The 25,597-nt window shown below is 70.8% G+C and carries 20 protein-coding genes and 1 pseudogene; 12 read left to right on the top strand and 9 right to left on the bottom strand.

Features of this window, described 5'->3' with window-relative positions:
* Window positions 1-74: 74 nt before the first annotated feature.
* Window positions 75-1,901 carry an acyl-CoA dehydrogenase gene (locus ACIRQP_RS20440; RefSeq protein ID WP_403891860.1) on the bottom strand — a complete coding sequence of 609 codons (1,827 nt, stop codon included), beginning with the start codon at window positions 1,899-1,901 and terminating at the stop codon, window positions 75-77.
* Window positions 1,902-2,064: 163 nt separating this feature from the next.
* On the opposite strand from ACIRQP_RS20440, the gene ACIRQP_RS20435 reads away from it, so the two are divergent.
* From ACIRQP_RS20435 to ACIRQP_RS20425, 3 genes are all read left to right on the top strand, one after another.
* A complete protein-coding gene (locus ACIRQP_RS20435) occupies window positions 2,065-2,553 on the top strand; it encodes an SseB family protein (protein ID WP_129772895.1) in 489 nt (162 codons plus the stop codon).
* 186 nt (window positions 2,554-2,739) lie between these two features.
* A complete protein-coding gene (locus tag ACIRQP_RS20430) occupies window positions 2,740-3,702 on the top strand; it encodes a pirin family protein (protein ID WP_403891857.1) in 963 nt (320 codons plus the stop codon).
* A gap of 749 nt (window positions 3,703-4,451) precedes the next feature.
* On the top strand, window positions 4,452-5,531 hold the full coding sequence (locus ACIRQP_RS20425; RefSeq protein WP_403891854.1) for an AI-2E family transporter: 1,080 nt from the start codon (window positions 4,452-4,454) through the stop codon (window positions 5,529-5,531).
* Here ACIRQP_RS20425 and ACIRQP_RS20420 read toward each other — a convergent pair.
* Window positions 5,492-7,687 (bottom strand): SpoIIE family protein phosphatase, encoded by a 2,196-nt coding sequence (locus ACIRQP_RS20420; RefSeq protein ID WP_403891851.1) that lies wholly within the window; start codon window positions 7,685-7,687, stop codon window positions 5,492-5,494. The genes ACIRQP_RS20425 and ACIRQP_RS20420 overlap by 40 nt on opposite strands.
* Before the next feature lie 136 nt (window positions 7,688-7,823).
* On the opposite strand from ACIRQP_RS20420, the gene aspS reads away from it, so the two are divergent.
* The gene (gene aspS / locus ACIRQP_RS20415; RefSeq protein WP_403891848.1) at window positions 7,824-9,596 is read left to right on the top strand and encodes an aspartate--tRNA ligase; all 1,773 of its coding nucleotides are present in this window, start codon (window positions 7,824-7,826) and stop codon (window positions 9,594-9,596) included.
* A gap of 74 nt (window positions 9,597-9,670) precedes the next feature.
* On the opposite strand, the pseudogene ACIRQP_RS20410 reads toward aspS, so the two are convergent.
* Window positions 9,671-9,883 (bottom strand): annotated as a pseudogene (locus ACIRQP_RS20410) (transposase); the annotation flags it as partial.
* 4 nt (window positions 9,884-9,887) lie between these two features.
* Between ACIRQP_RS20410 and ACIRQP_RS20405 the strand changes: the two are divergent.
* Together ACIRQP_RS20405 and ACIRQP_RS20400 are read left to right on the top strand one after the other, a co-directional pair.
* Complete coding sequence (locus ACIRQP_RS20405) at window positions 9,888-10,880, top strand: hypothetical protein (protein ID WP_403892149.1); 993 nt, start codon at window positions 9,888-9,890, stop codon at window positions 10,878-10,880.
* Between the two features lie 13 nt (window positions 10,881-10,893).
* Window positions 10,894-11,718: a hypothetical protein gene (locus ACIRQP_RS20400; protein ID WP_403891845.1), complete on the top strand. Its 825-nt coding sequence runs from the start codon at window positions 10,894-10,896 to the stop codon at window positions 11,716-11,718.
* A 201-nt stretch (window positions 11,719-11,919) separates the two neighbouring features.
* Here the strand turns inward: ACIRQP_RS20400 and metG are convergent, their stop codons facing one another.
* Window positions 11,920-13,659: a methionine--tRNA ligase gene (gene metG / locus ACIRQP_RS20395; protein ID WP_403891842.1), complete on the bottom strand. Its 1,740-nt coding sequence runs from the start codon at window positions 13,657-13,659 to the stop codon at window positions 11,920-11,922.
* Between the two features lie 294 nt (window positions 13,660-13,953).
* Between metG and ACIRQP_RS20390 the strand changes: the two genes are divergently transcribed.
* Both ACIRQP_RS20390 and ACIRQP_RS20385 read left to right on the top strand, forming a co-directional pair.
* On the top strand, window positions 13,954-14,607 hold the full coding sequence (locus ACIRQP_RS20390; RefSeq protein ID WP_403892128.1) for a response regulator transcription factor: 654 nt from the start codon (window positions 13,954-13,956) through the stop codon (window positions 14,605-14,607).
* 8 nt (window positions 14,608-14,615) lie between these two features.
* Window positions 14,616-15,815 carry a sensor histidine kinase gene (locus ACIRQP_RS20385; RefSeq protein WP_403891839.1) on the top strand — a complete coding sequence of 400 codons (1,200 nt, stop codon included), beginning with the start codon at window positions 14,616-14,618 and terminating at the stop codon, window positions 15,813-15,815.
* A 107-nt stretch (window positions 15,816-15,922) separates the two neighbouring features.
* Here the strand turns inward: ACIRQP_RS20385 and ACIRQP_RS20380 are convergent, their stop codons facing one another.
* The gene (locus ACIRQP_RS20380; RefSeq protein WP_403891836.1) at window positions 15,923-17,344 is read right to left on the bottom strand and encodes a VWA domain-containing protein; all 1,422 of its coding nucleotides are present in this window, start codon (window positions 17,342-17,344) and stop codon (window positions 15,923-15,925) included.
* 327 nt (window positions 17,345-17,671) lie between these two features.
* On the opposite strand from ACIRQP_RS20380, the gene ACIRQP_RS20375 reads away from it, so the two are divergent.
* From ACIRQP_RS20375 to ACIRQP_RS20365, 3 genes are all read left to right on the top strand, one after another.
* Window positions 17,672-19,753, top strand: a complete 2,082-nt coding sequence (locus tag ACIRQP_RS20375) for a PhoX family protein (protein WP_403891833.1) — start codon at window positions 17,672-17,674, stop codon at window positions 19,751-19,753.
* A 234-nt stretch (window positions 19,754-19,987) separates the two neighbouring features.
* Window positions 19,988-20,443, top strand: a complete 456-nt coding sequence (locus ACIRQP_RS20370) for an RNA-binding S4 domain-containing protein (RefSeq protein ID WP_403891830.1) — start codon at window positions 19,988-19,990, stop codon at window positions 20,441-20,443.
* Between the two features lie 102 nt (window positions 20,444-20,545).
* Window positions 20,546-20,992: an ATP-binding protein gene (locus tag ACIRQP_RS20365; protein WP_403891828.1), complete on the top strand. Its 447-nt coding sequence runs from the start codon at window positions 20,546-20,548 to the stop codon at window positions 20,990-20,992.
* Here ACIRQP_RS20365 and ACIRQP_RS20360 read toward each other — a convergent pair.
* The 4 genes from ACIRQP_RS20360 to ACIRQP_RS20345 form a co-directional block, all read right to left on the bottom strand.
* Complete coding sequence (locus ACIRQP_RS20360) at window positions 20,973-22,952, bottom strand: FUSC family protein (protein WP_403891825.1); 1,980 nt, start codon at window positions 22,950-22,952, stop codon at window positions 20,973-20,975. The two genes, ACIRQP_RS20365 and ACIRQP_RS20360, sit on opposite strands and share 20 nt — an antisense overlap.
* A 15-nt stretch (window positions 22,953-22,967) precedes the next feature.
* Window positions 22,968-23,237 carry a DUF2630 family protein gene (locus ACIRQP_RS20355; protein WP_403891822.1) on the bottom strand — a complete coding sequence of 90 codons (270 nt, stop codon included), beginning with the start codon at window positions 23,235-23,237 and terminating at the stop codon, window positions 22,968-22,970.
* A gap of 145 nt (window positions 23,238-23,382) precedes the next feature.
* Window positions 23,383-23,820: a hypothetical protein gene (locus ACIRQP_RS20350; RefSeq protein ID WP_403891819.1), complete on the bottom strand. Its 438-nt coding sequence runs from the start codon at window positions 23,818-23,820 to the stop codon at window positions 23,383-23,385.
* A gap of 153 nt (window positions 23,821-23,973) precedes the next feature.
* Window positions 23,974-24,852 carry a hypothetical protein gene (locus tag ACIRQP_RS20345; RefSeq protein ID WP_403891816.1) on the bottom strand — a complete coding sequence of 293 codons (879 nt, stop codon included), beginning with the start codon at window positions 24,850-24,852 and terminating at the stop codon, window positions 23,974-23,976.
* Between the two features lie 161 nt (window positions 24,853-25,013).
* Between ACIRQP_RS20345 and ACIRQP_RS20340 the strand changes: the two genes are divergently transcribed.
* The gene (locus ACIRQP_RS20340; protein WP_403891813.1) at window positions 25,014-25,517 is read left to right on the top strand and encodes a hypothetical protein; all 504 of its coding nucleotides are present in this window, start codon (window positions 25,014-25,016) and stop codon (window positions 25,515-25,517) included.
* Window positions 25,518-25,597: the final 80 nt, after the last annotated feature.

The following is a 25,597-nucleotide window of genomic DNA, read 5'->3' as shown; positions in this document are numbered from 1 at the left end:
GGGGAGACGGACAGACGGCAGGACACCTCCCGAGGAGAGGTGCCCTGCCGTCGCGACCCGGTGGCGCGGCCCGGTCAGAAGGCCGCTTCGTCCAGCTCCATCAGGGAGCCGTCGACGGACTCGGCGAGCGCGCGCTGCGTCGAGACGTCCGGCAGGACATTCGCGGCGAAGAACTTCGCCGCCGCGATCTTGCCCCGGTAGAACGCCACGTCCTTCGCGGCGGCCGTCTCCAGCTTCTCGGCGGCCACGGCCGCCCCGCGCAGCAGCAGATAACCGACGACCACATCGCCCGAGGCCATCAGCAGCCGCGTCGTGTTGAGCCCGACCTTGTAGATGTTCTTGACGTCCTCGCCGGTGGAGGTCAGGTCGGTCAGCATCCGGCCGACGATCGCCTCCAGGTCACCGGCCGCCTTGGCGAGCGCGTCACGGGCCGGGGCCAGCTCCGTACCGCCGGTGCCGACCGCCAGGAACGTCTTGATCTCCTCGGCGAGCGTGTTCAGCGACTGGCCCTGGTCGCGGACGATCTTCCGGAAGAAGAAGTCCTGGCCCTGGATCGCGGTGGTGCCCTCGTAGAGGGTGTCGATCTTGGCGTCCCGGATGTACTGCTCGATCGGGTACTCCTGCAGATAGCCGGAGCCGCCGAAGGTCTGGAGGGACTGCGCGAGCTGCTCGTACGACCGCTCCGAGCCGTAGCCCTTCACGATCGGCAGCAGCAGATCGTTCAGCCCGTGCAGCGCCTTGGCGTTCTCGCCCTCGGCCTCCTTGACGGCGATCTCGTCCTGGACGGAGGCGGTGTACATGACGAGGGCGCGCATGCCCTCGGCGTACGCCTTCTGCGTCATCAGCGAGCGCCGCACATCGGGGTGGTGCGTGATGGTGACCTTGGGCGCGGCCTTGTCCATGAACTGCGCGAGATCGGGGCCCTGGACGCGCTCCTTGGCGTACTCCAGCGCGTTGAGATAGCCGGTGGAGAGCGTGGCGATGGCCTTCGTGCCGACCATCATCCGGGCGAACTCGATGATGCGGAACATCTGGCGGATGCCCTCGTGCTTGTCACCGATCAGCCAGCCCTTGGCGGGGTGGCGGTCACCGAAGGTGATCTCGCAGGTGTTGGAGGCTTTGAGGCCCATCTTGTGCTCGACGTTCGTGGCATAGACGCCGTTGCGCTCGCCCAGCTCGCCGGTCTCCCAGTCGAACTCGTACTTCGGCACGAGGAAGAGCGACAGGCCCTTGGTGCCGGGGCCGGCGCCCTTGGGGCGGGCGAGGACGTAATGGAGGATGTTCTCCGACATGTCGTGCTCACCGGAGGTGATGAAGCGCTTCACGCCTTCTATGTGCCAGCTGCCGTCCTCCTGCTCGACGGCCTTCGTACGGCCCGCGCCGACGTCCGAGCCGGCGTCCGGCTCGGTGAGGACCATCGTGGAGCCCCACCGCTTCTCGACGGCGAACGCGGCGACCTTCTTCTGCGCCTCGTTGCCCTCGTCGAAGAGGACGCCGGCGAAGGCGGGGCCCGACGCGTACATCCACACGGCGGGGTTCGCGCCGAGGATCAGCTCCGCGTATGCCCAGATCAGGGAGCGCGGCGAGGTCGTGCCGCCGATCTCCTCCGGCAGGCCCAGACGCCAGTACTCGGAGTCCATGTACGCCTGGTAGCTCTTCTTGAAGGCCGCGGGGACCGGAGCGGTGCTGGTCTCCGGGTCGAAGACCGGCGGGTTGCGGTCGGCGTCCGCGAACGACTCGGCGAGATCGTTCTCCGCGAGGCGCGTGACCTCTTCGAGGATGCTCTTGGCGGTCTCCACGTCCATCTCCGCGAACGGTCCGGAGCCGTACAGCTTGTCGCGTCCGAGGACCTCGAAGAGGTTGAACTCGATGTCGCGCAGATTCGACTTGTAGTGCCCCATGGCGACGACTCCGTAAGGATCGGGGAGGCGGGTTCCTCATACAGGTACCTGTAAGTAGCTACGATGATGCTACCCATGGGTAATAAGATGCAACCCCGTCCCGGATAGTGTGACGAGGCCGACGAGGCTCCCCCGGGCGCCATTCCTCAGTACTCTTGCGCTCATGTACGGCTACGACCAGAACCCGGGCGCTCAGCAGCAGTACACGCACCCGCCTCAGCAGCCGCAGCAGCAGCCGATGGGCGGCCCCGGTGCGGGTGGATACGGCGAGCAGCCGCTGTATCCGGAGCCCTCGCCCCCGTCGCTCGGGGACGCCGTACGGGCGTTCACGACAGGGTCGTTGTCGGCCGAGGACTTCCAGCAGATCTTCGCGACGTCGAAGGTCTACTGCCCGCGGGGTGACAACCCCGGGTTCCTGGCGCTGCACAACACGCAGCAGCCGGTGATCCCCATGTTCAGCACGCTCAAGGAACTGCGGCGGTACGCGGGCAAGGAGTCGAAGTACTTCGTGATCACGGGCGCCGAGGTGATCGATCTGCTGCCCACGGGATACGGCTTCGTACTGGACATGGAGGGCGACCACCGGATGGTGTTCGACGCGAAGGCGGTCGAGCAGATGGTGGACTTCGCGATGCGCCGTATGTACGGCTGAGTCCTGTCCGTTCCTTTCCTTCCCGGTTCTCCCGGCTTTCCCAGCCTTCCCGGCCTTTCCGCCGCGGCCCTCCCGGCCGCGGCGTGCTCATGTCGTCACCCCTGGAAGCGGTACGGGAATGGAGTACGCCTTGCCAGATGTTCACTGTTCAACTAAATTGAACGTTGAATCATCAAGGAGGCCCTCATGCCCGCAGTGACTGTCGAAAACCCGCTGACCCTGCCCCGGGTGGCGGCTCCGGCCGACGCCGTGGCCCGCCCCGTGCTCGCCGTCACGACCGCCCCCGGCGGATTCGAGGGCGAGGGCTTCCCGGTGCGTCGCGCGTTCGCGGGGATCAAATACGAGCACCTCGACCCGTTCATCATGATGGATCAGATGGGCGAGGTGGAGTACGCGCCGGGCGAGCCCAAGGGCACGCCGTGGCACCCGCACCGCGGCTTCGAGACCGTCACGTACCTGATCGACGGCACCTTCATCCACCAGGACAGCAACGGTGGCGGCGGCACCATCCAGAACGGTGACACCCAGTGGATGACGGCGGGCTCCGGCCTACTGCACATCGAGGCTCCGCCGGAGTCGCTGGTCATGTCCGGCGGGCTGTTCCACGGCCTCCAGCTCTGGGTGAACCTTCCGGCGTCCGACAAGATGATGGACCCCCGGTACCAGGACATCCGCGGCGGCCAGGTCCAGCTGCTGACCTCGCCCGACGGCGGCGCGCTGCTCCGCGTGATCGCCGGCGAGCTGGACGGACACGAGGGTCCCGGCATCACACACACCCCGATCACGATGATCCACGCGACGCTGCGGCCGGGTGCGGAGATCACCCTGCCCTGGCGGGAGGACTTCAACGGTCTCGCGTACGTACTGGCGGGGCGCGGCTCGGTCGGTACGGACCGGCGCCCGGTGCACATGGGCCAGACGGCGGTGTTCGGCGCGGGCGGCGCGCTGAGCGTGCGCGCCGACGAGTCCCAGGACGGGAACACGCCGGACCTGGAGGTCGTGCTGCTGGGCGGGCGTCCGATCCGGGAGCCGATGGCGCATTACGGGCCGTTCGTGATGAACAGTCACGCGGAGCTCAAGCAGGCGTTCGACGACTTCCAGGCGGGCCGCCTGGGAACGGTCCCGGCGGGGTCGGCGGGGTCGGCGTAGCCGACGGTTGCTGTCCGGGGTGCGTTCGTTTTCGGCTGGGGCCGGTGGTGCGGTGCGGGTTGTCGCCGGGTGTCGCGGTGCGCCGTCCGGCGGGGGGGCGTGGTTCGAGGTGCGTCCGTTTTCGGCTGGGGCCGGTTTCCGGGTGCGGGTTGTTGCCGGGTGTCGCTCCGGGGCTCGCGCCCGGGACGGCATGATTTACGGCGCGTGACGGGCCACAGTCAGGGCACGGGCGGTCGCGCGCCACACATCACGCTTTAGTGTCCCGGACACGACCCCTGCGCGCCCCCTTCACCGCCCGCTCAAGCGGCCCGGCCGGTGCGGCGGCACGCTCCCGCACCGGCCCACTCACCCCCGCCGAGATGGCGACTGGCGGGGGCCACCCGGGCCGCACCCACCCCCAACCCCCAGCAGGGCGGCGGGTGTGGGAGGCCACCGGCGGGAGGGGGTCGGGGTCGCAGGAGGTGGGTGTCCGGACACTAAAGCGTGATGTGTGGCGCGCGGACGCCCGTCTTCCGACTGTGGGCAGCTGCGCGCCGTAAATCATGCCGTCCGGACATGCACCTCCGGAGGCCCCGGCCCCCGGCACCAGCCACAACAACCGCACCCCGCACCGCACCGCACCCCCGCCGGAGGCGCACCGCACCCGCACCCCACGACCCCCCGCCGGGAGGCGCACCGCCGGGAGGCGACCGTCACCCGCGCGGAGCCCTACGCGGGACAGGTCCCCCTCCGCGTGGTCGGGTGGGAGCGTGCAGATCTCGCCGCCGTCCGTCCTCCCCGAGAGCGCCCGGCGCCTCGCCGCCTGGTGCGGTGTGGCGCTGGTGATCGCGGGGGTCGGGGCCGTCGGGATCTGGCTGGTCGTCACGTTCAAGACCGCCGTCACGCCCGTACTGCTCGCCCTCCTCGGCACCGCGCTGCTCGGCCCCCTGTACCGCCGCCTCGTCGCGCTGCGGCTGAACCGGTCGCTCGCCGCCGGGCTCACCTGCGTCGCCGTCGTGGCCGTGGTCGGCGGCGCGGGGTACATCGTCGTCAGCGCGCTGGTCGACAACGGGGACCAGATCATGACCTCGCTGCGGGAGGCGGCGCGGGACATGGCCCGGCACTTCGGCGCCGCCGGGACCTCGCTCGACGATCTGGCGAAGAACGGCAAGGAGCTGCTCGGGAAGTTCGGCGCCACCGCCGCCTCCGGGGTGCTCACCGGGATCAGTGTCGTCGGCGAGCTGATCGCCACCGCCGTGCTCGCGCTGCTGCTGATGTTCTTCTTCCTGCGCGACTCGGAACGCGCGGCCGACGCGCTCAGGACCTTCGCCCCGCATACGACCGGGGAGACCGTCGAGGCGATGGCCCGCCGTGCCTTCGGCGCCGTGGAGGGGTTTATGCGCGGTACCACGGTCATCGCCCTCATCGACGCGATCTGCATCACCGTCGGCCTGCTGATCCTGCGCGTCCCCGGCGCGATCGGGCTCGGTGCGCTCGTCTTCGTCGGGGCGTACATCCCGTATCTCGGCGCGTTCATCTCCGGCGCCGTCGCCGTGCTGGTCGCGCTCGCCGACCGGGGCTGGGTGATCGGGCTGTGGGCGCTGGGGGTGGTGCTCGCCGTGCAGGTGCTGGAGGGGCATGTGCTCCAGCCGATGATCCAGAGCCGTACGGTCCAGATGCACCCGGCCGTGGTGATACTGGCGATCACGGCGGGCGCCAGCGTGGCCGGGATTCTGGGCATGCTGCTCGCGGTACCGCTGACGGCCGCCGCGTTCGGGGTCCTCTCCGAGCTGAGGGACCGCTACGGCCACTACGACGACGCCTCGGGTTCCGTCCCGCCGCACTCGTAGAGCTCGAACCAGATCGACTTCCCCTCGCCGCGCGGGTCCACTCCCCAGGCGTCGGCCAGCACCTCCATCAGCACCAGGCCGCGCCCGCTGGACGCCAGCTCCCCGGGGCGCCGGCGGTGCGGCAGTTCGTCGCTGGTGTCGGCGACCTCGACGCGCAGCCGGCGGCCTCCCCGCTCGCCGCGCGCCTCCGCGACGAGCAGGGCGTCGGCGTCGGTGTGCACGAGGACGTTGGTGAGCATTTCGGAGACCATCAGCTCCGCGGAGTCGATCTGCTCCTCGTCCGTCCAGTCGTGCAGCAGCTCGCGCAGCTGCCGCCGTACGCCCGCGATCCGCTCGGGCTCGGCCTGGGCGACGGTCAGCGCGGTACGCCGGGGAATCCCGCCGAGCCGGGTCGGCGCGAGGTCCCGGGCGAGCAGCAGGAGTGCGATGTCGTCCTCGCGGCGGTCCACGAGCGGGCCGGTCGTGTAGTGCGAGGTGGGGCCGTGCACGGCCTGGATGAGGGCGTCGGCGAGCTTCTCCAGGGATTCGCCGCTGTCCTGCTCCAGTACGGGCCGCAGCCGCGCCCAGCCGGTGGCGAGATCGTGCCCGCCGGTCTCGATGAGCCCGTCCGTGCAGAGCATGAGCGTCTCGCCGGGTCCCAGGACGAGCCGGGTCGTCGGATAGTCGGAGTCGGTCTCGATGCCGAGGGGCAGCCCGCCTTCGGTGTGCCGGATGAACGCGGTCCCGTCCGCCGTGCGGATCACCGGGTCGGGATGGCCCGCGCGGGCGATGTCGAGCGTCCCGTTCTCCGGGTCGACCTCCAGATAGAGGCAGGTCGCGAAGCGCGGGCCCGCCACGGAGTACCACTCGTTCATCGCGGCGGGCCCCGCGTCCGTGGGCGGTCCGCCGCGGTCGCGCCCCGGGTAGTGGTTGAGACCGGCCAGGAAGCGGGTGGCGCGGGAGAGCACCGCGTCCGGCCGGTGGCCCTCGGAGGCGTACGCGCGCAGGGCGATCCGCAGCTGGCCCATGAGGCCGGCGGCCCGTACGTCATGGCCCTGGACATCCCCGATGACCAGCGCGAAGCGTCCGCCCCAGCGGCTCTGGGAGCGCGCCGCGCCGCCGGGCAGCGGGATCATGTCGTACCAGTCGCCGCCCACCTGGAGCCCGCCGCCGGTCGGTACGTACCGGGCCGCCACCGTCATGCCGGGGATCTCGGGTCCGAGCGTCGGCATCATCGTTCGCTGGAGGCCGAGGGAGAGTTCGCGCTCGGTCTCCGCGACGCCCGCGCGGGCCAGCGCCTGCGCCAGCATGCGGGCCACCGTCGTCAGGACGGAGCGCTCGTCCGGCGAGAACGCGACACGGTGTTTGAAGGCGGCCATCCAGGTGCCCAGCGTGCGGCCCGCGACGATCAGCGGGAGGAAGGCCCAGGAGCGGCGGCCGAAGCGTTCCACGTACCGCCAGGTGGCGGGGTACCGCTCGGCGTACGCCTCCGGGGTCGGCAGATAGACGGCCCGGCCGGTCCGTACGACCTCGGCCGCCGGGTAGTCGGTGTCCACGGTCATGCCCTCGAACGGGGCCGAGTCCTCCGGGGCGTGCCCGTGGTGGCCGATGATCGTCAGCCGCTCGCCGGAGACGCCGTAGACCGCGAGCCCGTCCGGTGAGAAGCCGGGCATGGAGAGGGAGGCGGCGACCCGCAGCACCTCGGCGGTGGAGCGTGCCTCGGCCAGTGCGCGGCCCGCGTCGAGCAGGAAGGCCTCGCGGGAGCGGCGCCAGTCGCCGGTGACGGAGGTCCGTTCGACGGTGGTGCCCGGCTGGGGCTCGATGACCGCCTGGACGGTGCCGACCATCTCGTAGTCCCGCTCCCCCTCGGCCGGCGACGTGACGGTCGGCTTGGTCCTGACCCGTACGGTACGGAGCACCCGGCCGCTCTCGTCCACGACCCGCATCCTGGCCTCGGCCAGGGTCCCCTCGGCGAGCGCGAGGTTCACGATGCCGTCGATCTCGTTCCAGTCGATGGGATGGAAACGGGAGCGCGTGGCGGACTCGGTGAGCGTCACGGGTTCTTCGGGCATGCCGAGCAGGCGGGCCGCCTCCCCGTCGAGGGTGACCGTGCCGGACGCGTCGTCCCAGCGCCATAGGCCGGTCGCGATCGCGGCCAGGACATCCTCGGTGAGCATTGTCCCACTTTATGAATATCTGATGAGTAAACGCCACCGAGGGGGGTGTCACAGCCGGGCGGTAACCTGTTGTGTCGTACGACGTAACGCTTCCGCCCGGCCAACCCCGACTTGCCAAGAACTGGATGAAACGACGATGCATCGGTACAGGTCCCACACCTGCGGCGAGCTCCGCGCCTCTGACGTCGGTACCGACGTCCGGCTGAGCGGCTGGCTGCACAATCGCCGAGACCTGGGCGGCATCCTCTTCATCGATCTCCGCGATCACTACGGCCTGGTCCAGCTCGTGGCCCGCCCCGGCACCCCCGCGAACGAGGAGTTGTCCAAGCTCACGAAGGAGACCGTCGTCCGTATCGACGGCAAGGTCTCCGCGCGCGGTGCGGAGAACGTCAACCCGGAGCTGCCGACCGGCGAGATCGAGATCGAGGTCGCCGAGGTCGAGATCCTCGGCGCGGCGGGCCCGCTGCCGTTCACGGTCAACGCCGAGGACGGAGTGAACGAGGAGCGGCGCCTGGAGTACCGCTTCCTCGACCTGCGCCGCGAGCGCATGCACCGCAACATCATGCTGCGTACGTCCGTCATCTCCGCCATCCGGCACAAGATGACCGCGCTGGGCTTCAACGAGATGGCCACGCCCATCCTCACCGCCACCTCTCCCGAGGGCGCCCGTGACTTCGTGGTCCCGTCCCGGCTGAACCCGGGCAAGTTCTACGCGCTGCCGCAGGCTCCGCAGCAGTTCAAGCAGCTGCTGATGATCTCCGGCTTCGACCGCTACTTCCAGATCGCGCCGTGCTTCCGCGACGAGGACGCCCGCGCCGACCGCTCGCCCGGCGAGTTCTACCAGCTCGATGTCGAGATGAGCTTCGTCGAGCAGGAGGACGTCTTCCGGCCGATCGAGAAGCTGATGACCGAGCTGTTCGAGGAGTTCGGCAACGGCCGCCATGTGACCTCGCCGTTCCCGCGCATCCCGTTCCGCGAGTCGATGCTGAAGTACGGCAACGACAAGCCGGACCTGCGCGCCAAGCTCGAACTGGCCGACATCTCGGACATCTTCGAGGGCTCCGAGTTCAAGGCGTTCGCCGGGAAGCACGTCCGCGCCCTGCCGGTGCCGGACACGGCGGGCCAGTCGCGCAAGTTCTTCGACGGGCTCGGTGAGTACGCCGTCGAGCACGGCGCGAAGGGCCTGGCCTGGGTGCGGGTCGGCGAGGACGGTTCGCTGAGCGGCCCGATCGCCAAGTTCCTCACCGAGGAGAACGTCAAGCTGCTCACCGAGCGCCTGGGGCTCGCCCCCGGCCACGCCGTCTTCTTCGGCGCGGGAGAGTTCGACGAGGTCTCCAAGATCATGAGCGCGGTGCGCGTCGAGGCGGCCAAGCGCGCGGGCCACTTCGAGGAGGGCGTCTTCCGGTTCTGCTGGATCGTCGACTTCCCGATGTACGAGAGGGACGAGGAGACCGGGAAGATCGACTTCTCGCACAACCCGTTCTCGATGCCCCAGGGCGGTCTGGAAGACCTGGAGACGAAGGACCCGCTGGACATCCTGGCGTGGCAGTACGACATCGTCTGCAACGGAATCGAGCTGTCCTCCGGCGCGATCCGTAACCACGAGCCCGAGCTGATGATCAAGGCGTTCGAGATCGCCGGCTACGACCGCGAGACCGTCGAGCACGAGTTCGCGGGCATGCTCCGCGCGTTCCGCCTCGGCGCCCCGCCGCACGGCGGCATCGCCCCGGGCGTCGACCGCATCGTGATGCTGCTGGCCGACGAGCCGAATATCCGCGAGACGATCGCCTTCCCGCTCAACGGCAACGCGCAGGACCTGATGATGGGCGCGCCCACGGAGCTGGCCGAGTCCCGCCTCCGCGAGCTGAACATCGCGCTGCGCAAGCCGCCGGCGAAGTCCGGCGAGTAGCCCTCCGGCACACGCGAAGGGGCCCGGGACCGTGGGCGCTTTCTAGGGGTCGTTGCAACACGTGGTCGTGTTGATCAGGCCGTGAGCAGATTATGCAGGCGCTCGGCTGGGGTTTCCCAGTCGAGCGTTTTGCGTGGGCGGCCGTTGAGTTCGGCGGTGACGGCGTCCAGGTGGTCGCGGGTGTGGACGGCCAGGTCGGTGCCTTGGGGAAAGTACTGCCGCAGCAGGCCGTTGGTGTTGTCGTTCGAGCCGCGCTGCCATGGACTGCCGGGGTCGCAGAAGGTGACCGCTGTGGGTGACTCCTGGCCGGACAGGCCGGATGGAACGGACGGAACAGGCGGGACCGGCAGTGGGATCCGGGCCGGGCGTGAGCCGGGCGCCGGGCGTGAGCCGGGCGCGGAGGACGAACGGGAGCTGCGGATCCTGCTGGAGAGGGCCGTGCCCCGGCTGCCCGCCCCCGAGGGACGGCTGCACGGAGTACGGGAACGGGTCGCCCGGAACCGCCGCCGGCGCCGTACGGCCGGGGCCACCGCGGCGGCCGTGACCGGGCTGGTCCTCGCCGGCACGCTCCTGCCCGGCGTGCTGCGCGCCGGGGAGGAGTCCACGCCACCCGCGTCCTCAGCCCCCTCGGCCACCGCGCCTCCGGCCACCCCGCCGCCGGCCACCGGCCCCTCGGCCACGCCGCCCACGCTCACCGCGCCCACGCTCACCGCGCTCCCGGACGGCGCGCCCCCGCCCCCCACGCCCCCGCCCCCCACGCCCGCCGACGCGAAGGACCAGCGGACGCGCTTCGCACATGTGGCCGGTCTCACCCTCCGGCTGCCCGACACCTGGCAGGCCCTCGACGTGCCGGAGAACGCCCGGTACAAGCAGCCGGCCCGTGGCTACGTCTCGACCCAGCGGCTCGTCCCGTACGAACAGCCCTGTCCCGGGAACGACCAGAGCCTGTGCCTTCCGGTGCAGGTCCTCCGGCCCGGCGGCGCTCTGGTCACGCTGGTCGCGCGCAAGGAGGCCGATCTGTCGGCCAAGGCCCAGGATCCGCCGGTGCTGCACCCGTCGGAGAGCCCTTCCCTGGCCTGCCGGAAGGCCGGCGGCACCCAGGAGTTCACCGGACTGATCGGTGACGCCCCCGCCCCCTACTCGGCGGTCACCGTCACTCTGTGCGCCGCGGGCGACTCGCCGGGGACCGTCGAGGGCGCCCACGCGATGATCACCGGCGCAGACTTCGGCAGAGCACCTGTGACCGACCCCACCACTACCAAGCATCCCCGGAACGCGAGATGAAAGAGGCCCGTACATGTCTGTGCCCCCTGTCCGCCCTGTTCGCAGAGGACCGCTGATCGCCGCGCTGCTGGCGACCGGCCTGCTGCTCACCGGCTGCTCGGGCTTCGGCGGCACCACGGACCACGCGGACAACGTGGGCTCGGCGCCGGGCGAGGCGGCCGCGAAGGACAAGGGCGCCGCGGTCGGCGCCGATGCCGCCGGCGGCGGCACGGGACTGTCCGCTCCCGAGGCGCAGAACGTCCAGCAGGAGGAGATCCCCTCGCTCGGTCCGGCGACCCGCGCCGAGATCTCCCCGCAGGCGTTCCAGGCCGTCGTGGTGACGGGCACGGACCGGGACTCCAGCACGTCCTCCGTCGTCGTCTACGAGCGCGATCCGGTCACCGGCTGGCATGCCGTCTCGGACGTCTGGCCCGCCCACAACGCCGTGCGCGGCTGGACCGACGACCATTTCCAGGGCGATCTGCGTTCGCCCATCGGGGTGTTCAACCTCACCGACGCGGGCGGCAAGCTGCCCGACCCGGGCACGAAGCTCCCGTACGACCGCGGCTCCGCCTTCGAGGCGTCGGGCGACGGCTTCCAGGGCGAGGCGCTCGCGGGGTCCTTCGACTATGTGGTCGCGATCAACTACAACCGGCTGCCCGGCACCACACCGCTCGACTGGACCCGGCCGCTCGGCGAGAACAAGGGCGGCGGCATCTGGCTCCATGTGGACCACGGCGGGCCCACCCAGGGCTGTGTCTCGCTGCCGCGCTGGCGGATGAAGGAACTGCTGCGGATGCTGGACCCGGCGAAGCGGCCGATCGTGGTGATGGGCGACGCGGACTCGCTCAGCGACTGACATGCGGACTCGCCCGGCGACTGCCCGGCGGACTGGCTTGGAGCTGACCGGCGTACTCGCCCGGCGACCGGCACGCGGACGGCGACCGACCTCCGAGCGGCCGACGGTACGAAGGCGCCCGCCCCGCCGCGTACGCGCGAGGGCCCGGGGGACCTGACGTCCCGGGCCCCGGCCTGGCGTGCCGTAAGCGGCAGCCGCGTGTTACGCCGCCGCCGCCGGGTCCTCGCCGCCGAAGCGCTCCCGGTACGCGGCCAGGTCCTCATCGGTGATCTTGGCGAAGAGCACCGGCGGGACGGTGAACGCCGTACCGGCCGGAACGGACGCCAGCGCCTTCGCCTCCCCGGCCGTGACCCAGCGCGCCGTGTCGTCGGTCAGCGCGAACGCCTCCCGCATCGCCCTGGCGGACGCCGGGATGAACGGCTCGGAGATCACCGCGTACAGATGGATCAGGTTCATCGCCGTCCGCAGGGTCAGCGCCGCACCCTCCTCGTCGGACTTGATCTCCAGCCAGGGAGCCTTCTCCTCCAGATACGAGTTGCCCGCGGACCACAGGGCGCGCAGCGCCGCGGCGGCCTTGCGGAACTGGAGCGTCTCCATGTGGCCCTCGTACTCCGCGAGCAGCCCCGCGATCTCCTCGCCGAGCCTCGCCTCCGCCTCGCCCGCCGGCTTGCCGGCCGGTACCGCGTCGCCGAAGCGCTTGCGCGAGAAGGACAGGACGCGGTTCACGAAGTTGCCGAGGGTGTCGGCGAGGTCCTTGTTGACCGTCGCCGTGAAGTGCTCCCAGGAGAAGGACGTGTCGTCCGACTCGGGCGCGTTCGCCATCAGGAAGTAGCGCCAGTAGTCGGCGGGCAGCAGGTCCAGCGCCGCGTCGGTGAAGACGCCCCGCTTCTGCGAGGTGGAGAACTTGCCGCCGTAGTAGTTGAGCCAGTTGAAGGCCTTGACGTAGTCGACCTTCTTCCACGGCTCGCGGGTGCCGAGCTGGGTGGCCGGGAACATCACCGTGTGGAACGGGACGTTGTCCTTGGCCATGAACTCCGTGTAGCGGACGGTGTCGTCCGCCTCGTACCACCAGGACTTCCAGTCGCGGTTCGCCGGGTCTGTGTCCCGCGCGGCGTCCGCCCACTCCTTCGTCGCGCCGATGTACTCGACGGGCGCGTCGAACCAGACGTAGAAGACCTTGCCCTCGGCGGCCAGCTCCGGCCAGGTGTCGGCCGGGACCGGTACGCCCCAGTCCAGGTCGCGGGTGATCGCGCGGTCGTGCAGGCCCTCGGTCAGCCACTTGCGGGCGATCGAGGAGGCGAGTTGCGGCCACTCCGCGCCGGCCGCGTCGATCCAGGTCTCGACCTCGCCCGCCAGCTTCGACTGGAGGAGGAAGAGATGCTTGGTCTCGCGGACCTCCAGCTCGCTGCTGCCGCTGATCGCGGAGCGCGGGTTGATCAGATCGGTCGGGTCCAGGACGCGGGTGCAGTTCTCGCACTGGTCGCCGCGGGCCTTGTCGTAGCCGCAGTGCGGACACGTACCGACGATGTAGCGGTCCGGCAGGAAGCGGTCGTCGGCGATCGAGAAGACCTGGCGGATCGCCCGCTCCTCGATGAAGCCGTTCTCCTTCAGGCGGCGCGCGAAGTGCTGGGTGATCTCGCGGTTCTGCGCGGACGAGCTGCGGCCGAAGTAGTCGAAGGCGAGCTCGAAGCCGTCGTAGATGGCCTTCTGGGCGTCGTGCTGCTCGGCGCAGAAGGCGTCGACCGGGACGCCCGCTTCCTTCGCCGCCAGCTCGGCGGGGGTGCCGTGCTCGTCGGTCGCGCAGATGTACAGGACCTCGTGGCCGCGCTGGCGGAGGTACCTGGCGTACACATCCGCCGGGAGCATGGACCCCACCATGTTGCCCAGGTGCTTGATCCCGTTGATGTACGGAAGGGCGCTGGTGATGAGGTGTCGAGCCATTGCAGGCTGCTCCCAAGTCGCTACACGGTGTGACCAATTGGTCTACGGAATGTCAATATCGTATCCGACCCGTCCCACGCGAGTCGCCCGCGCTTCCCGGGGTGCGCGGGGGAGCGCGGGGATGCGCGGCGATGCGAGGGGGCGTACGGGGGCAGCGGGGCGGGAGCACCGGGACGGGGCACCGGGGCAGGGGAGAGCTTTCCGAAACACCCCTTCCCGTAGACAGGCACATCCTGGGAGAGAAAGGGCATCATGTACGAGGCGGGGCAGGGGACAGGGGCAGGGGACGGCAGCATGCGGGTACTGGTCGCCGAGGACGAGGAGGTCCTGGCGGAGCTGGTGGCCACCGGACTGCGGCGGGCGGGATTCGCCGTCGACACCGTGTACAGCGGTGACGCCGCCCTCGCCTATCTGGGACTCCACGACTACGACGTCGTCGTCCTCGACCGCGACCTGCCACGCGTCCACGGCGACGACGTCGCGCGCAAGCTGGTCGCCGAGTCGTCCCGTACGCGCATCCTGATGCTCACCGCGTCCGCCTCCATGGAGGACCGCGTCGAGGGGCTCGATCTGGGTGCCGACGACTATCTGGGCAAGCCCTTCGACTTCCCCGAGCTGGTCTCGCGGGTGCGCGCGCTGCGGCGGCGCAGCGCCAGACCCGTACCGCCGCAGCTGGAGCGGCACGGCGTACGGCTCGATTCCGTACGGCGGACGGCGTCGCGGGACGGGGTGGCGCTCGACCTCTCGCCCAAGGAGTTCTCGGTGCTCCAGATCCTGCTGGAGGCGGACGGGGCGCCGGTCTCCGCCGAGGAACTGCTGGAGCGGGCCTGGGACGCGCACGCCGATCCCTTCACCGGCGCGGTCCGGGTCTGTCTCAGCAAGCTGCGGGCCAAACTCGGGGATCCGCCGCTGATCCGTACGGTGCAAGGGGTGGGGTACGCGCTGTGATACGCGCCGTGAGAGGCGGCGGGCGGGGGAGAACGGGAACAGCGGGTAAGGCGCCGGCCCCCGGCTCCACCATCCGTACACGCATAGCCCTTATCTATGGCGGCGTCTTCGTCGTCCTCGGTGGCTGTCTGCTCACCGTCGTCAATCTGCTCTCCAGCGCCGGTACGCAGAACGAGGCCCAGGAGATCGCCGCGCGGGTGGCGCCGGTCCAGGTGTCGCCCGCGTTCCCCGTCTCGTCGGTGCGCGGGCTGATCGGCCAGCAGCAGGCCCGGCCCGTGGCCGTGCATCAGCTCACCGACAACGTCACGGACGCCGCCTCCGACGAGATGCTGTTCTGGTCCGTCGCCGCGCTGCTGGTCATGGCGGCGTGCGCGGTCGGGGTCGGCTGGTGGACGGCGGGGCGCGTGCTGCGCCCGGTGCACGCGATGACGGCGAAGGCCCGCCGCTTGTCCGAACACAATCTTCACGAACGGATCGGCGCGAGCGGCCCCGATGACGAGCTGAAGGAACTGGGCGACACCCTGGACGCCCTCCTGGGGCGCCTGCAGAAAGCTTTCGACAGCCAGCGCCGGTTCATCGCGAACGCCTCGCACGAGCTGCGTACCCCGCTGGCGACCCAACGCGCCGCGATCCAGGTCGGGTTGGACGACCTGTGCACGCCGGCCGAGCTGGCCCGTACGAAGGAGACGCTGCTCGACAACAACCGGCGCAGCGAGCAGCTCATCGAGGGGTTGCTGGTGCTGGCGCGCAGCGAGCGCGAGGTGGAGGACCAGGAGCCGGTCGATCTTGGCGAGGCGGTGGCCGAGGAGACGGTCCGCTACGGGCGGCGGATCTCCCTGTGTGTCGTTGACGCCGGCGTGGTGCGCGGAAACCGGGCGCTGCTCGCGCAGTTGGTGGGAAACCTGCTGGCCAACGCGGTGACGTACAACGTGCCCGGGGGGACGGTGGACGTCGATGTACGGGGCGGGGAGCTGGTGGTGCGGAACACCGGCCCCTTCGTCGCCGAGGCGGACATCCCCGCGCTGTTCGAACCGTTCCGGCGGGGAGAGGGCCGCGACCGGATGGGGCGTGGCGCGGGGCTCGGCCTCTCCATCGTCCGCTCGATCGCGGTGGCGCACGGGGGGACGGTCAGGGCGGAGCCGGGCGGCGTGGGCGGGGGGCTGGCGGTGACGGTGACGCTGCCGAAGGCCGAGCGCGACGGCGACTGACGGCGGCCCCGGCCCCGGCCACGGCCGCGACCGGGGCCGGAACCGAAACCGCCGCCGGCGCCGCGTACGGGACGCGGGCCGACGGCGGTAAGGCGGTACGGGTCGGGTCAGTTGTCGGGGGTGGACGGCTGCCAGGCGGCGAGCAGCTCGCGGTAGAACGTGGTGTCCGGGACCTCGCTGGGCACCGGGCCCGCGTGATAGAAGCCGACGTTCGCCGTGGCCTCGTCCGCGCCGAGCTTCCGCGCGAAGTCGAAGCCCTTGGCGTCCTCCTCGCCGAACGCCACGAACTGCCAGAAGAGCGGCAGCTTCGCCGCCTCGGCGAGAGCCTGCTCGGCGAGGCGTACGGCGCTGGGCGCACCGTCCGTCTGGAAGATCACCAGCGCGGGCCCGGCCGAGCCGGACTTCTCGTGCAGCGCGACGACCTCTTCGACGGCGCGGTGGTAGTTCGTACGCCCCATGCGGCCGAGGGAGCCGTGCAGTTCGTCGATCTTCCCCTCGTAGTCGGTGAGACCGACCTCACCGGTTCCGTCGATGTCCGTGGAGAAGAACACGACGGAGACGGTCGCGCTCCCGTCCAGGTGCGCCGCGAGCGCGAGGGCCTGCTCGCCGAGGTGCTGGGCGCTGCCGTCCTTGAAATACGGCCGCATGGAACCGGACCGGTCGAGCACCAGATAGACGGTGGCCCGCTCCCCCGTGAGGCCGCGCTTCTTGAGGGCGGCGCCGGCGGCCTTGTAGTGGTCGGCGAGGCCGGGGGCACGGGACTTGACGCGGGCGAGGGTGAGGGCGGGGCGGGCGGCGGCGGGCTCGGGCTCGGGCTCGGGCTCGGTGACGGGCTCGGGCTCGGCTTCGAGTACGGGCGCGACGACTTCGGGCTCGGCCTCGGCCTTCGGTTCCGCCGTGGTCCGGGGTTCGGGCTCGGGTTCCGGTTCCGGTGCCGCCGGGACAACCGCCTCCCGCACGGAAGCCATGTCGAGTTCGGGCTCCGCCGTGGCCTGCGCGGGGACCGTGGGCGTGGGGGCGGGCGTGGCGGCCGGGGCAGGCGTGGCCGTGAGCACTGGCGGCTCCTCGATCGCGCTCGTCCGCGGCAGCTGTGAAGGCACGCCGCGGTCGGGATCGGCCGGGCGCGGGTTGTCGAACGCCGCGGCCACCAGATCCGCCGCCGCCCCTCCGATGTCCTTGGGCTCGACGTCCTTGGGCTCGACCGAGTCCTTGGACTCAACGGGGGCGGGAGCGGCGGCAGGCGCCGGGTCCGTGGCCGTGGCTGTGACCGTGACCGCGCTCGTGGTCGCCGTCGAGGTCGTGGTCGCTGTCGTGGTCGTGTCCGGGACGGCCGTCGTGTCCGGGACGGCCGTCGTGTCCGGGACGGCCGTCGTGTCCGTACCCGAGTCCTTGGGCGTCGGCTCCGCCGAATCCGTACGGTCCGAACGGCCCGCCTGTGACGGTACCGAGGCCGAGACCGGCGCCGACTCGTGGTGCTCCTCCGCACGGTCGCGTCCGAACACCTTGCGCAGCAAGCTCCGAATGCCCATGGGCGAGGCCTTTCAGATGAGTTGGGTGCGGTGTCCGCCACCGGGGAAACGCGCATCCCTGGCCAGGGCGGATACGTAAGGTTAGCGGCCGCCGCGAACGATCTCCGGCAGGGGCGGTCCACGGGTAGGGCGGCCCTGCGGGCAGGACGGTACTCTCGTGCGCCACCGGCATTACCCTCTCCAGGCCATGAGGTCGGTGCGGATTCATGTGCCGTTTACCTGGAGGTCGCCACCCTGGTGGCATCCGCACCTAGCGTCACGAGCCGAGACATCCCGACACGCTGTCGGCGCGGTGCGCGCCGAACCATCGCATTTCCGGAGGCGAAAGTGCGCAAACTGCTGCCGCTGCTCAGTTCGAGTTCCAGTCCTCACCCGGGTGGGCGTTCCGCGCTGACCTGCCGTTACCGCTGCGGCGACGCCTGTTTCCACGAGGTTCCGAACAAGAGCGACAACGAGTACGTCGGTGACATCATCGCCGGTGCCATGTCGAGACGTTCCATGGTGCGCGCCGCCGCCGTCGTGACGGTCGCCACCGCGGCGGGCAGCGCACTCGCCTTCGGCCCCGGCAATTCCCCGGCGTCCGCCGCCGCGCTCGCCGGCAACGGCAACGGCAACGCCGGTGGCGCGGGTGGCAAGGCCGACGGCGCCCGCGGCCTGCGCTTCACCCCGGTCGCCCCCAACACCGCGGACAAGGTGACCATCCCCTCCGGCTACGACCAGAACGTGGTCATCCGCTGGGGCGAACCGATCCTGCGCGGTGCGCCGGCCTTCAACCCGGACAAGCAGACCGCCAAGGCGCAGGCCGGCCAGTTCGGGTACAACAACGACTTCCTGAGCCTGCTGCCGCTGAAGGGCGAGCGCGGTCGTCAGGTCCTCGTGGCCAACCACGAGTACACCGACGAGATTCTGATGTTCAAGGGCTACGACCCGGCCAAGCCGACCCGCGAGCAGGTGGAGATCGCCTGGGCCGCCCACGGCCTCTCCGTCGTCGTGGTCGAGGAGGACCGCAAGAGCGGCAAGCTCACCGCCGTCACCCGCCACGAGCTCAACCGCCGTCTCACCGCCACCAGCGAGTTCCGTCTCACCGGCCCGGCCGCGGGCAGCGATCTGCTCCGCACCTCGGCGGACCGTACGGGCAGCAGGGTCCTCGGCACGCTCAACAACTGCGCCGGCGGCACCACCCCCTGGGGCACCACGCTGCACGGCGAGGAGAACTTCAACCAGTACTTCGCCAACGGTTCGAGCGAAACGGACCTGCGCTACGGCATCGGCACCGCGGCCAGCGAGCGCAAGTGGGAGCTGTTCGACAAGCGGTTCGACCTCAAGCAGGAGCCCAACGAGGCGCACCGCTTCGGCTGGGTCGTCGAGCTCGACCCGTACGACCCGGACTCCACGCCCCGCAAGCGCACCGCCCTCGGCCGCTTCAAGCACGAGGCCGCGCAGCCCCGGCTGACCGCCGACGGCCGCCCCGTCGTCTACATGGGCGACGACGAGCGCTTCGACTACCTCTACAAGTTCGTCTCGTCGAAGCAGATGAAGAAGGACGGCAGCCGCGCCGCCCACGAGCACAACCTGACGCTGCTCGACGAGGGCACGCTGTATGTCGCCAAGCTGACCGGTGACAGCCCGGCGGGCGAGCTCGACGGCACGGGCAAGCTCCCGAACGACGGCGAGTTCGACGGTTCCGGTGTCTGGATCCCGCTGGCGACCGGCGATGTCTCGCATGTGCCCGGTATGACCGCCGACGAGGTGTACGTCTTCACGCGCCTCGCGGGCGACAAGGTCGGCGCCACCAAGATGGACCGTCCCGAGGATGTCGAGCCGTCGCCGCGCACCGGCCGGGTCTATGTCGCGCTGACGAACAACACCGACCGCGGCAAGGCGGGCAAGGCGGGCGCCGACGAGGCCAACCCCCGTAACGCCAACAAGCACGGTCACGTACTGGAGCTGGCGGAGAACTGGGACGACCCGGCGGGCGACGGGTTCGCCTGGCGGCTCTTCCTGGTCGCGGGTGACCCGAACGACCCGGCCACCTACTTCGCGGGCTTCCCCAAGGACAAGGTCAGCCCGATCTCCTGCCCGGACAATGTCGCCTTCGACGCGCACGGCAACCTGTGGATCTCGACGGACGGCAACGCGCTCGGTACGCACGACGGCCTGTTCGGCGTCGCGACGCAGGGCGAGCGGCGCGGTGAGCTGAAGCAGTTCCTGACCATGCCGAACGGTGCGGAGACCTGCGGCCCGATCGTCCAGGACCGCCGGGTCCTGGTCGCGGTGCAGCACCCGGGCGAGATCGACGGCGCGTCCGTCGAGAAGCCGGCGAGCGCGTGGCCCGACGGCCCCGGCAAGATCGTCCGTCCGTCGGTGGTCTCGGTCTGGCGCAAGGACGGCAGCGACATCGGCGTCTGACGCCGACCTGCCCTGCCTTGCCCTAATCAGATCAGATCAGATCAGATCTGACTTGACCTGACCCGATCTGACCGGATCTTTCCGGGCACGACCGCGGGGTGGCGCCGTCTCGGACCGGCGTCACCCCGCTCTGCGTAGACGCGGACCATCGGATGAGCTGACACGGGCAGCCGACACGGATGGACACGGATAAAGGGGGAGAGCCGCCGGGCCCTCCGCGCTTACCCTCGATGTATGACTTCTGAGGCTTCGGACGCGGGGACCGCACGGGTCGACTCCTGGATCTGGTCGGTACGGCTCACCAAGACCCGCTCCCAGGCCGCCGCCGCCTGCCGCGCCGGCCACGTCCGCGTCAACGGCGAGCGGGTCAAGCCCGCGTACGCGATCAAGCCGGGCGACGAGATCCGGCTGCGCCACGCGGCCCGCGACCGGGTCGTGGTGGTCTCGCGCGTCGTGAAGAAGCGGGTGGGCGCGCCGGTGGCCGTGGAGTGCTACGTGGACAACAGCCCGCCGCCTCCGCCGCGCGAACTGACCGTCCCCATCGCCCTGCGCGACCGGGGGGCGGGCCGCCCCACGAAGCGCGACCGCAGGGAGCTGGACCGGCTTCAGGACCGGCTTCAGGACCGGCTTCAGGACTGGTCCCAGGACCGGCCTCAGAACCGGCCTCAGAACCGGGGGTTTCAGGGCTGACCGCGGGGTTTCGCGAATGTCAGCGAACGGATGAGTTTAGCTGCACACGGTCACCTTTGGTGCACGGAAAGTAAAACCGGCACCACAGGGAAGGTCCTTCCCATGAACCACGACGGTGAACAGCGTGACCAGCCGCACCAGCACACACAGCGCTTCACGTTCCGCCTCCCCAGTCACCCACGTAGCGTCGGCCGGGCCCGCGAAGTTCTTCATACGAAGGTTGATCTGCCCGGAGATCCCGGCGAGACCGCCGCCCTCCTGCTGTCGGAGCTCGTCACCAACGCGCTGCGCCACGGCAGCCCACCGGGGAGGGAGATCGCCGTCACCCTGGAACGGGTCCAAGGGCTGCTCAGACTGGAGGTCGAGGACGCGGGGGACTATCTGCCACGCCCTCGCACCCCCGACCTCGAAGACGAGTGCGGGCGGGGGCTCGCGCTGGTGACCGCGCTCGCCGACGACTGGGGCGTGGCGCCGCGACTCGGCCCGGGGAAGCGGGTGTGGGCCACGCTCAAAGTGCCCGAGAGGATGCTCAAGGCGTCCGATCAGTGAGGCCGGTCCTGCGTTGTGGAGAGGCGATCGCCCGCGCCGCCCGCACCTCCTGGCGCAGTGGAGCCAGGACGCCCTTCTCGTCGGCCGCCGGCTCCGTCCGTACCTCCACCAGGACCTTGCTCGACCGCACCCCGGCCGCCAGCTTCCGCAACTCCCGCTCGATGCCGGCGATCTCGGCGGGGGTGGGCGGTTCGGCGCCGTAGTCGACGCGGACCCGGGCCGCCGTCGTCGCATCCACGACGCGCTCCACCGCGACGACCAGCGGCCACCAGGCCGCGGCGCGCGGCCCGGTGGGCGGCGGCTCGGTCACGGCCCGCTGGAACTCGCTGCGTACGACGGACAGATCGCGGTAGAGACGGCGCCGCATGCGTAGCCGGTCGCTCTGGTCGGCCCCGTACACGAACGCGCGGCGCACATACTCCGCCGTGTCCTCGACCGAGTCGGCGAGCCGGTCCCCGATCCGGCTGCGCCAGCTCTCCGGCCAGAGCAGATAGCCGACGATCAGGGCGATCGCGCAGCCCATCATGCTGTCGACGAAGCGCGGGACCACGAGGGCGGAACCCTGGCGGTTGAGGGTGTCGGAGAGCAGCAGGATCACCGGCGTGATGGCCGCAGTCTGGAACGCGTACCCCTTCGCGGCGAACGCCGGGACCAGCCCGGCGACGACCAGCATCACCGCGACGTCCCACCAGCCGAGCGGCACCGCCGCCAGGATCGCGGCGGAGGTGATGAGGCCGAGCGCCGTGCCGAGCGCGCGCAGCACCGCGCGCGAGAAGACCGAGCCGAAGTCGGGCTTGAGGATGAAGGTGACGGTGAGCGCCACCCAGTACGAGCGGGGTACGGGGACGAGCGACACCAGCGACTGGGCGAGGCCGATGCAGAGCGCGAGGCGCAACCCGTACCGCCAGGACGCCCCGGAGAGCAGTATGTTGCGCGCGCCGCGGCGGGCGCGGACCCGGAGTGCGGCGGGGCGGCCGAGCTGGTCGTCGAGATTGTCCGGGTCGGTGTCGGTGCGGCGCACCACGGCGAAGGCGTGCCGCAGCGCGGTGTCGACCGCGCGGGCGGACGGGTCGTCGGGCGCGGGCAGCTCCGGCGTGGGGCCCACGGTGCGGCCCGAGGCGATCGCGTCCGCCAACTCCTCCACGGCGGCCGGGACCGCGGCGGGCAGCGGCCGGCCGCGCAGATGAGCGGCGGGCGCGGCCTCGGCCAGCGGGATGATCACATTGAGCTGCGCGAGCAGCCGTACGAGCGGGCTGGACCGGCCGTGTTCGCGGGCGCGGCGGGCGAGGATGAGGTCGTAGGCGTGGTTGAGGGATTCGGTGAAGGCCTGCCGTCTGGTGTCGTACGGGTCCGATTCCGCTCCTTCGGCACGACGGCCCGCCGACTCCAGCAGACCGGCCAGCGCGCGGTACGTCGCGGCCACGGCGGTCCGTTCCGGCACCCTGCCGCGCACGGGCCAGGCCAGCAGCGAGAGTACGAGGACGAACAGCCCGCCGAGACCGAACAGCAGCGGGGTCTTCCACCAGGGCTGGGGCAGCAGCAGCCCCGCGCCGATCACCGCTTCGAGCAGGAGCAGCAGCCCGGCGGACGAGGCCACCGCACCGATCGAGGAGATCATCCCGGAGACGAGCGCGACCACGGTCAGTACCCCGACGGCCGCCCACCCCTGTCCGAACACGAGCGTGCCGAGCGTGACGCCGACGACGCCGAAGAGCTGGGGGACCGCGATGGTGAGGATCCGCATGCGGTACGCGTCCGCGGTGCTGCCGACGACGGAGAACAGCGCGCCCATCGAGACGAGCGCGCCGTAGGCGGGGCTGCCGATGGCGAGACCGACCGCCAAGGGCACGGTGATGGCGACGGAGGCGCGGGCGACGGCGGCCCAGGAGATGGGGGCCGTCCGCGGGCGCAGCCCGGCGAGCAGCCACGCGGGCGGGGCGAGTCGGGAGGCCGGTGCCATGGGGGGCGGGCGGTTTCAGCCCTGGTAGCCCTCGACCTCGTCCGGGGGCCGCACCGCCGCCTCGTCGGGGTTCTCGCCGAACTCCGACTTGGCGCGCCGCTGCCGCAGCAGATCCCAGCACTGGTCGAGCCGGACCTCGACGGAGAGCAGCCGCGCCTGTTCGTCGGCACCGAGGCCGAGATGCTCGGTCGAGCGTTCGCGCAGGGTGCGCTCCTCCGCGACGAGGGCGCTGATGTTGTCGAGGATCCCGTTGTTCTTGCCGGCGGCGTCGCTGGCTGCGTTCATCCCGATCTCCTTGCGTGGAAACCTTGCGTGGAGCGTACGTACGCGCATACGGACACAGGAGCCTGAGCCGCTGTGCCCGTATGCGCGGACGTTGCGTGGTCGAGCGCTTGGTGACGCGTGGTCGGGTGGGAGGGGGACCGGACCGTCAGTATCTGTTGCCGTCCCCGGTCGGTCCGCGGTCCGTGGTCAGTGCCCAGATCACGAACGCCGCGAGGGCCATGCCGACGATCGCCCAGACGGGCGCGTACGGCAGATACATGAACTGCGCGACGAGGAAGACCGCCGCCAGTCCGATACCGACGTAGCGGGCCATCGGGACTCGCATCAGAAGGGCCAGTCCAGTGAGGGCGACCAGGATCCCGAGTGCTATGTGGATCCAGCCCCAGGAGCTGAGGTTGAACGTGTAGGCGTAACCGGTGACCCTGTTGAAGACCGCGTCGCTGCGTACGGCCGCTACGCCCTGAAGTATGTCGACAGCTCCCGCGACCAGCAGAAGAACACCGGCGAAGAAGCTGCCGCCAACAGCCCAGGCTGCCTTCCTTTCCGCATGTGCGCCGGTGCCTGCTCCGGTACCGGTGCTCATGCCTGTTCCTGTGCCCGTGCCTGTGCCGATTCCTGTGCCCGTGCCCGAGGTGGGGGGCCTCTGTGCTGTGTTCTGGCTCATAACCCCATGGTGCTCCAAATGCCACAAAAGGAACATTCGGCCGAGTGGGATCGACATAAAGATTTAGTAAAGTCAGACGACGGAGGAGCTGCACGGGGCGCTGGGAGCGATACGCGGCGCGTGCGGCGCCCGGGGCAGCCTGCCGCTCAGCCAGGCGCCGACGGCCAGGGCGAGTCCGCCGGCGAGCACGCACCAGCCCGCTGTACGCAGCGAGGCGGTCAACGCGTCGAAGATGGCGGCGGCGGCCGACCTGTCACCGTTGTCCGGCACGTCCTGAAGGATGGATCCGCGCGCCACGGCGACGCAGAGGAACAGCAGCGCCGCCCCGGCCGCGTACGCGAGACCGGCACCGATGAGCGCGCTGCGGCGGCGGACGGCGAGCAGCACGGCCGCCCCGGTGAGGGCCAGTGTTCCGACGGCGGGCCAGATCCCCGCCGCGCGCAGCCCCTGGGTGACATCGCGCCAGATCCCGAGTCCATTGGCCTCCAGGACGATGATCTGCGTATGCCGCACGGGGATCCGGTTCGCGTACGGCACGCTGTCGTCGGTCAGCTGCTTCTTCACCCGCGCGGTGATGGGCGCCAGATCGATCGTCACGGCATTGCCGCCGCCGCTGGTCAGCGCGTGTTCCGCGGTGGCGTGGGCGGCGCGGGTCGCCGTCTTCCACGCGTTCTTGAAGGCATGGGTGGTCTCGAACGAGAGGACGGCGTCGTGCAGCAGACCGCGGACCCCGTTCTGGAGGAGCGGCCCCACGTCGACCTCGGCGAGCACCTCGTCGGTGATCCGGTCGGCGACGGCGTTCTGTACGTCGGGGTCGGAGGCGAGCGGCGCCATGGTGGAGACGAAGCGGTCGGTGTCGCCGATCTCCAGATCGACCCAGGCCGCGACCGCGCTCAGCGGGGCGAGGACCGTCAGCAGGACGATCAGCGCCGTGGAGAGGTAGGTCCGCACTCCTCAAGGGAACGGGTACGGGGCGACGGGCGCGAGCGGGGCGCCGCCGACCCGGTGAGAGCGCCTCCGGCTGCCCTCGGCCGAGGTTGACGCGTACGGCGGGCGGGTGTGCGCTTGAGAAGCGGGGGCGCACGTGGGGGGCGAGGGAAGGAGCGCCTGCCATGGCGACCCAGACACCGATGCCCACACGGACATCGTTGCCCACACGACTCCGCACGCTGCGGCCTCATCTCCCGCGCCACGACGGCGGGCCGCCGCCGGGTGCGCGGGGCGCACGCCCCCAGGACTCCGGGCGGCGCGGTGTCTCGCCACGCCTCGTGGTGACCTCTCTCCTGCTGGGCATCGCCTATGGCGTCTACGCGTCCTACCTCGCCCGGGGCGGTGGCCCCGCCACCTTCGGTCAGCTCGCCCTGGCCCTGATCTCCGGCGCACTCGTGGCGCTCCTGGTCTTCGGCCTCGGCCACGTCCAGCGGAGACTGATGACCGAAGTACGCGCCGCCGCCTGGGGCGTACTGGTCGGCGGAGGCATGGGCTTCCTCTACAGCCTCACCAACCACAGCGTGATGCTGTCCTCGGGCATCGGACTGGCTTTCGGCGCGGCCACGGTCATCGTGGTCTTCTACGCGCTCTACACCCGAGAACCCCCGGAACCCCGGAAACCTTGAGGACCCCGAGGACCCCGAGGACCCCGAGAACTCCGAGAACCCCGAGAACCGTGCGGGGGCCGGGGCCTCGCGTGGCTTCC

The sequence above is a fragment of the Streptomyces sp. NPDC102274 genome (genome assembly GCF_044766385.1).
Lineage (GTDB): Bacteria > Actinomycetota > Actinomycetes > Streptomycetales > Streptomycetaceae > Streptomyces.
Note: the sequence above shows the minus strand (reverse complement) of the source record. Positions and strands in the feature narration are given on the sequence as shown.

Bases quoted from the DNA above. Each gene is read 5' to 3' on its own strand.
- aspS (WP_403891848.1), top strand. From the start codon at position 7,824: ATGCATCGGTACAGGTCCCACACCTGCGGCGAGCTCCGCGCCTCTGAC.
- ACIRQP_RS20365 (WP_403891828.1), top strand. From the start codon at position 20,546: ATGAACCACGACGGTGAACAGCGTGACCAGCCGCACCAGCACACACAG.
- metG (WP_403891842.1), bottom strand. From the start codon at position 13,659: ATGGCTCGACACCTCATCACCAGCGCCCTTCCGTACATCAACGGGATC.
- ACIRQP_RS20400 (WP_403891845.1), top strand. From the start codon at position 10,894: ATGTCTGTGCCCCCTGTCCGCCCTGTTCGCAGAGGACCGCTGATCGCC.
- ACIRQP_RS20355 (WP_403891822.1), bottom strand. From the start codon at position 23,237: ATGAACGCAGCCAGCGACGCCGCCGGCAAGAACAACGGGATCCTCGAC.
- ACIRQP_RS20350 (WP_403891819.1), bottom strand. From the start codon at position 23,820: ATGAGCACCGGTACCGGAGCAGGCACCGGCGCACATGCGGAAAGGAAG.
- ACIRQP_RS20430 (WP_403891857.1), top strand. From the start codon at position 2,740: ATGCCCGCAGTGACTGTCGAAAACCCGCTGACCCTGCCCCGGGTGGCG.
- ACIRQP_RS20380 (WP_403891836.1), bottom strand. From the start codon at position 17,344: ATGGGCATTCGGAGCTTGCTGCGCAAGGTGTTCGGACGCGACCGTGCG.
- ACIRQP_RS20370 (WP_403891830.1), top strand. From the start codon at position 19,988: ATGACTTCTGAGGCTTCGGACGCGGGGACCGCACGGGTCGACTCCTGG.
- ACIRQP_RS20435 (WP_129772895.1), top strand. From the start codon at position 2,065: ATGTACGGCTACGACCAGAACCCGGGCGCTCAGCAGCAGTACACGCAC.
- ACIRQP_RS20340 (WP_403891813.1), top strand. From the start codon at position 25,014: ATGGCGACCCAGACACCGATGCCCACACGGACATCGTTGCCCACACGA.
- ACIRQP_RS20360 (WP_403891825.1), bottom strand. From the start codon at position 22,952: ATGGCACCGGCCTCCCGACTCGCCCCGCCCGCGTGGCTGCTCGCCGGG.
- ACIRQP_RS20420 (WP_403891851.1), bottom strand. From the start codon at position 7,687: ATGCTCACCGAGGATGTCCTGGCCGCGATCGCGACCGGCCTATGGCGC.
- ACIRQP_RS20440 (WP_403891860.1), bottom strand. From the start codon at position 1,901: ATGGGGCACTACAAGTCGAATCTGCGCGACATCGAGTTCAACCTCTTC.
- ACIRQP_RS20390 (WP_403892128.1), top strand. From the start codon at position 13,954: ATGCGGGTACTGGTCGCCGAGGACGAGGAGGTCCTGGCGGAGCTGGTG.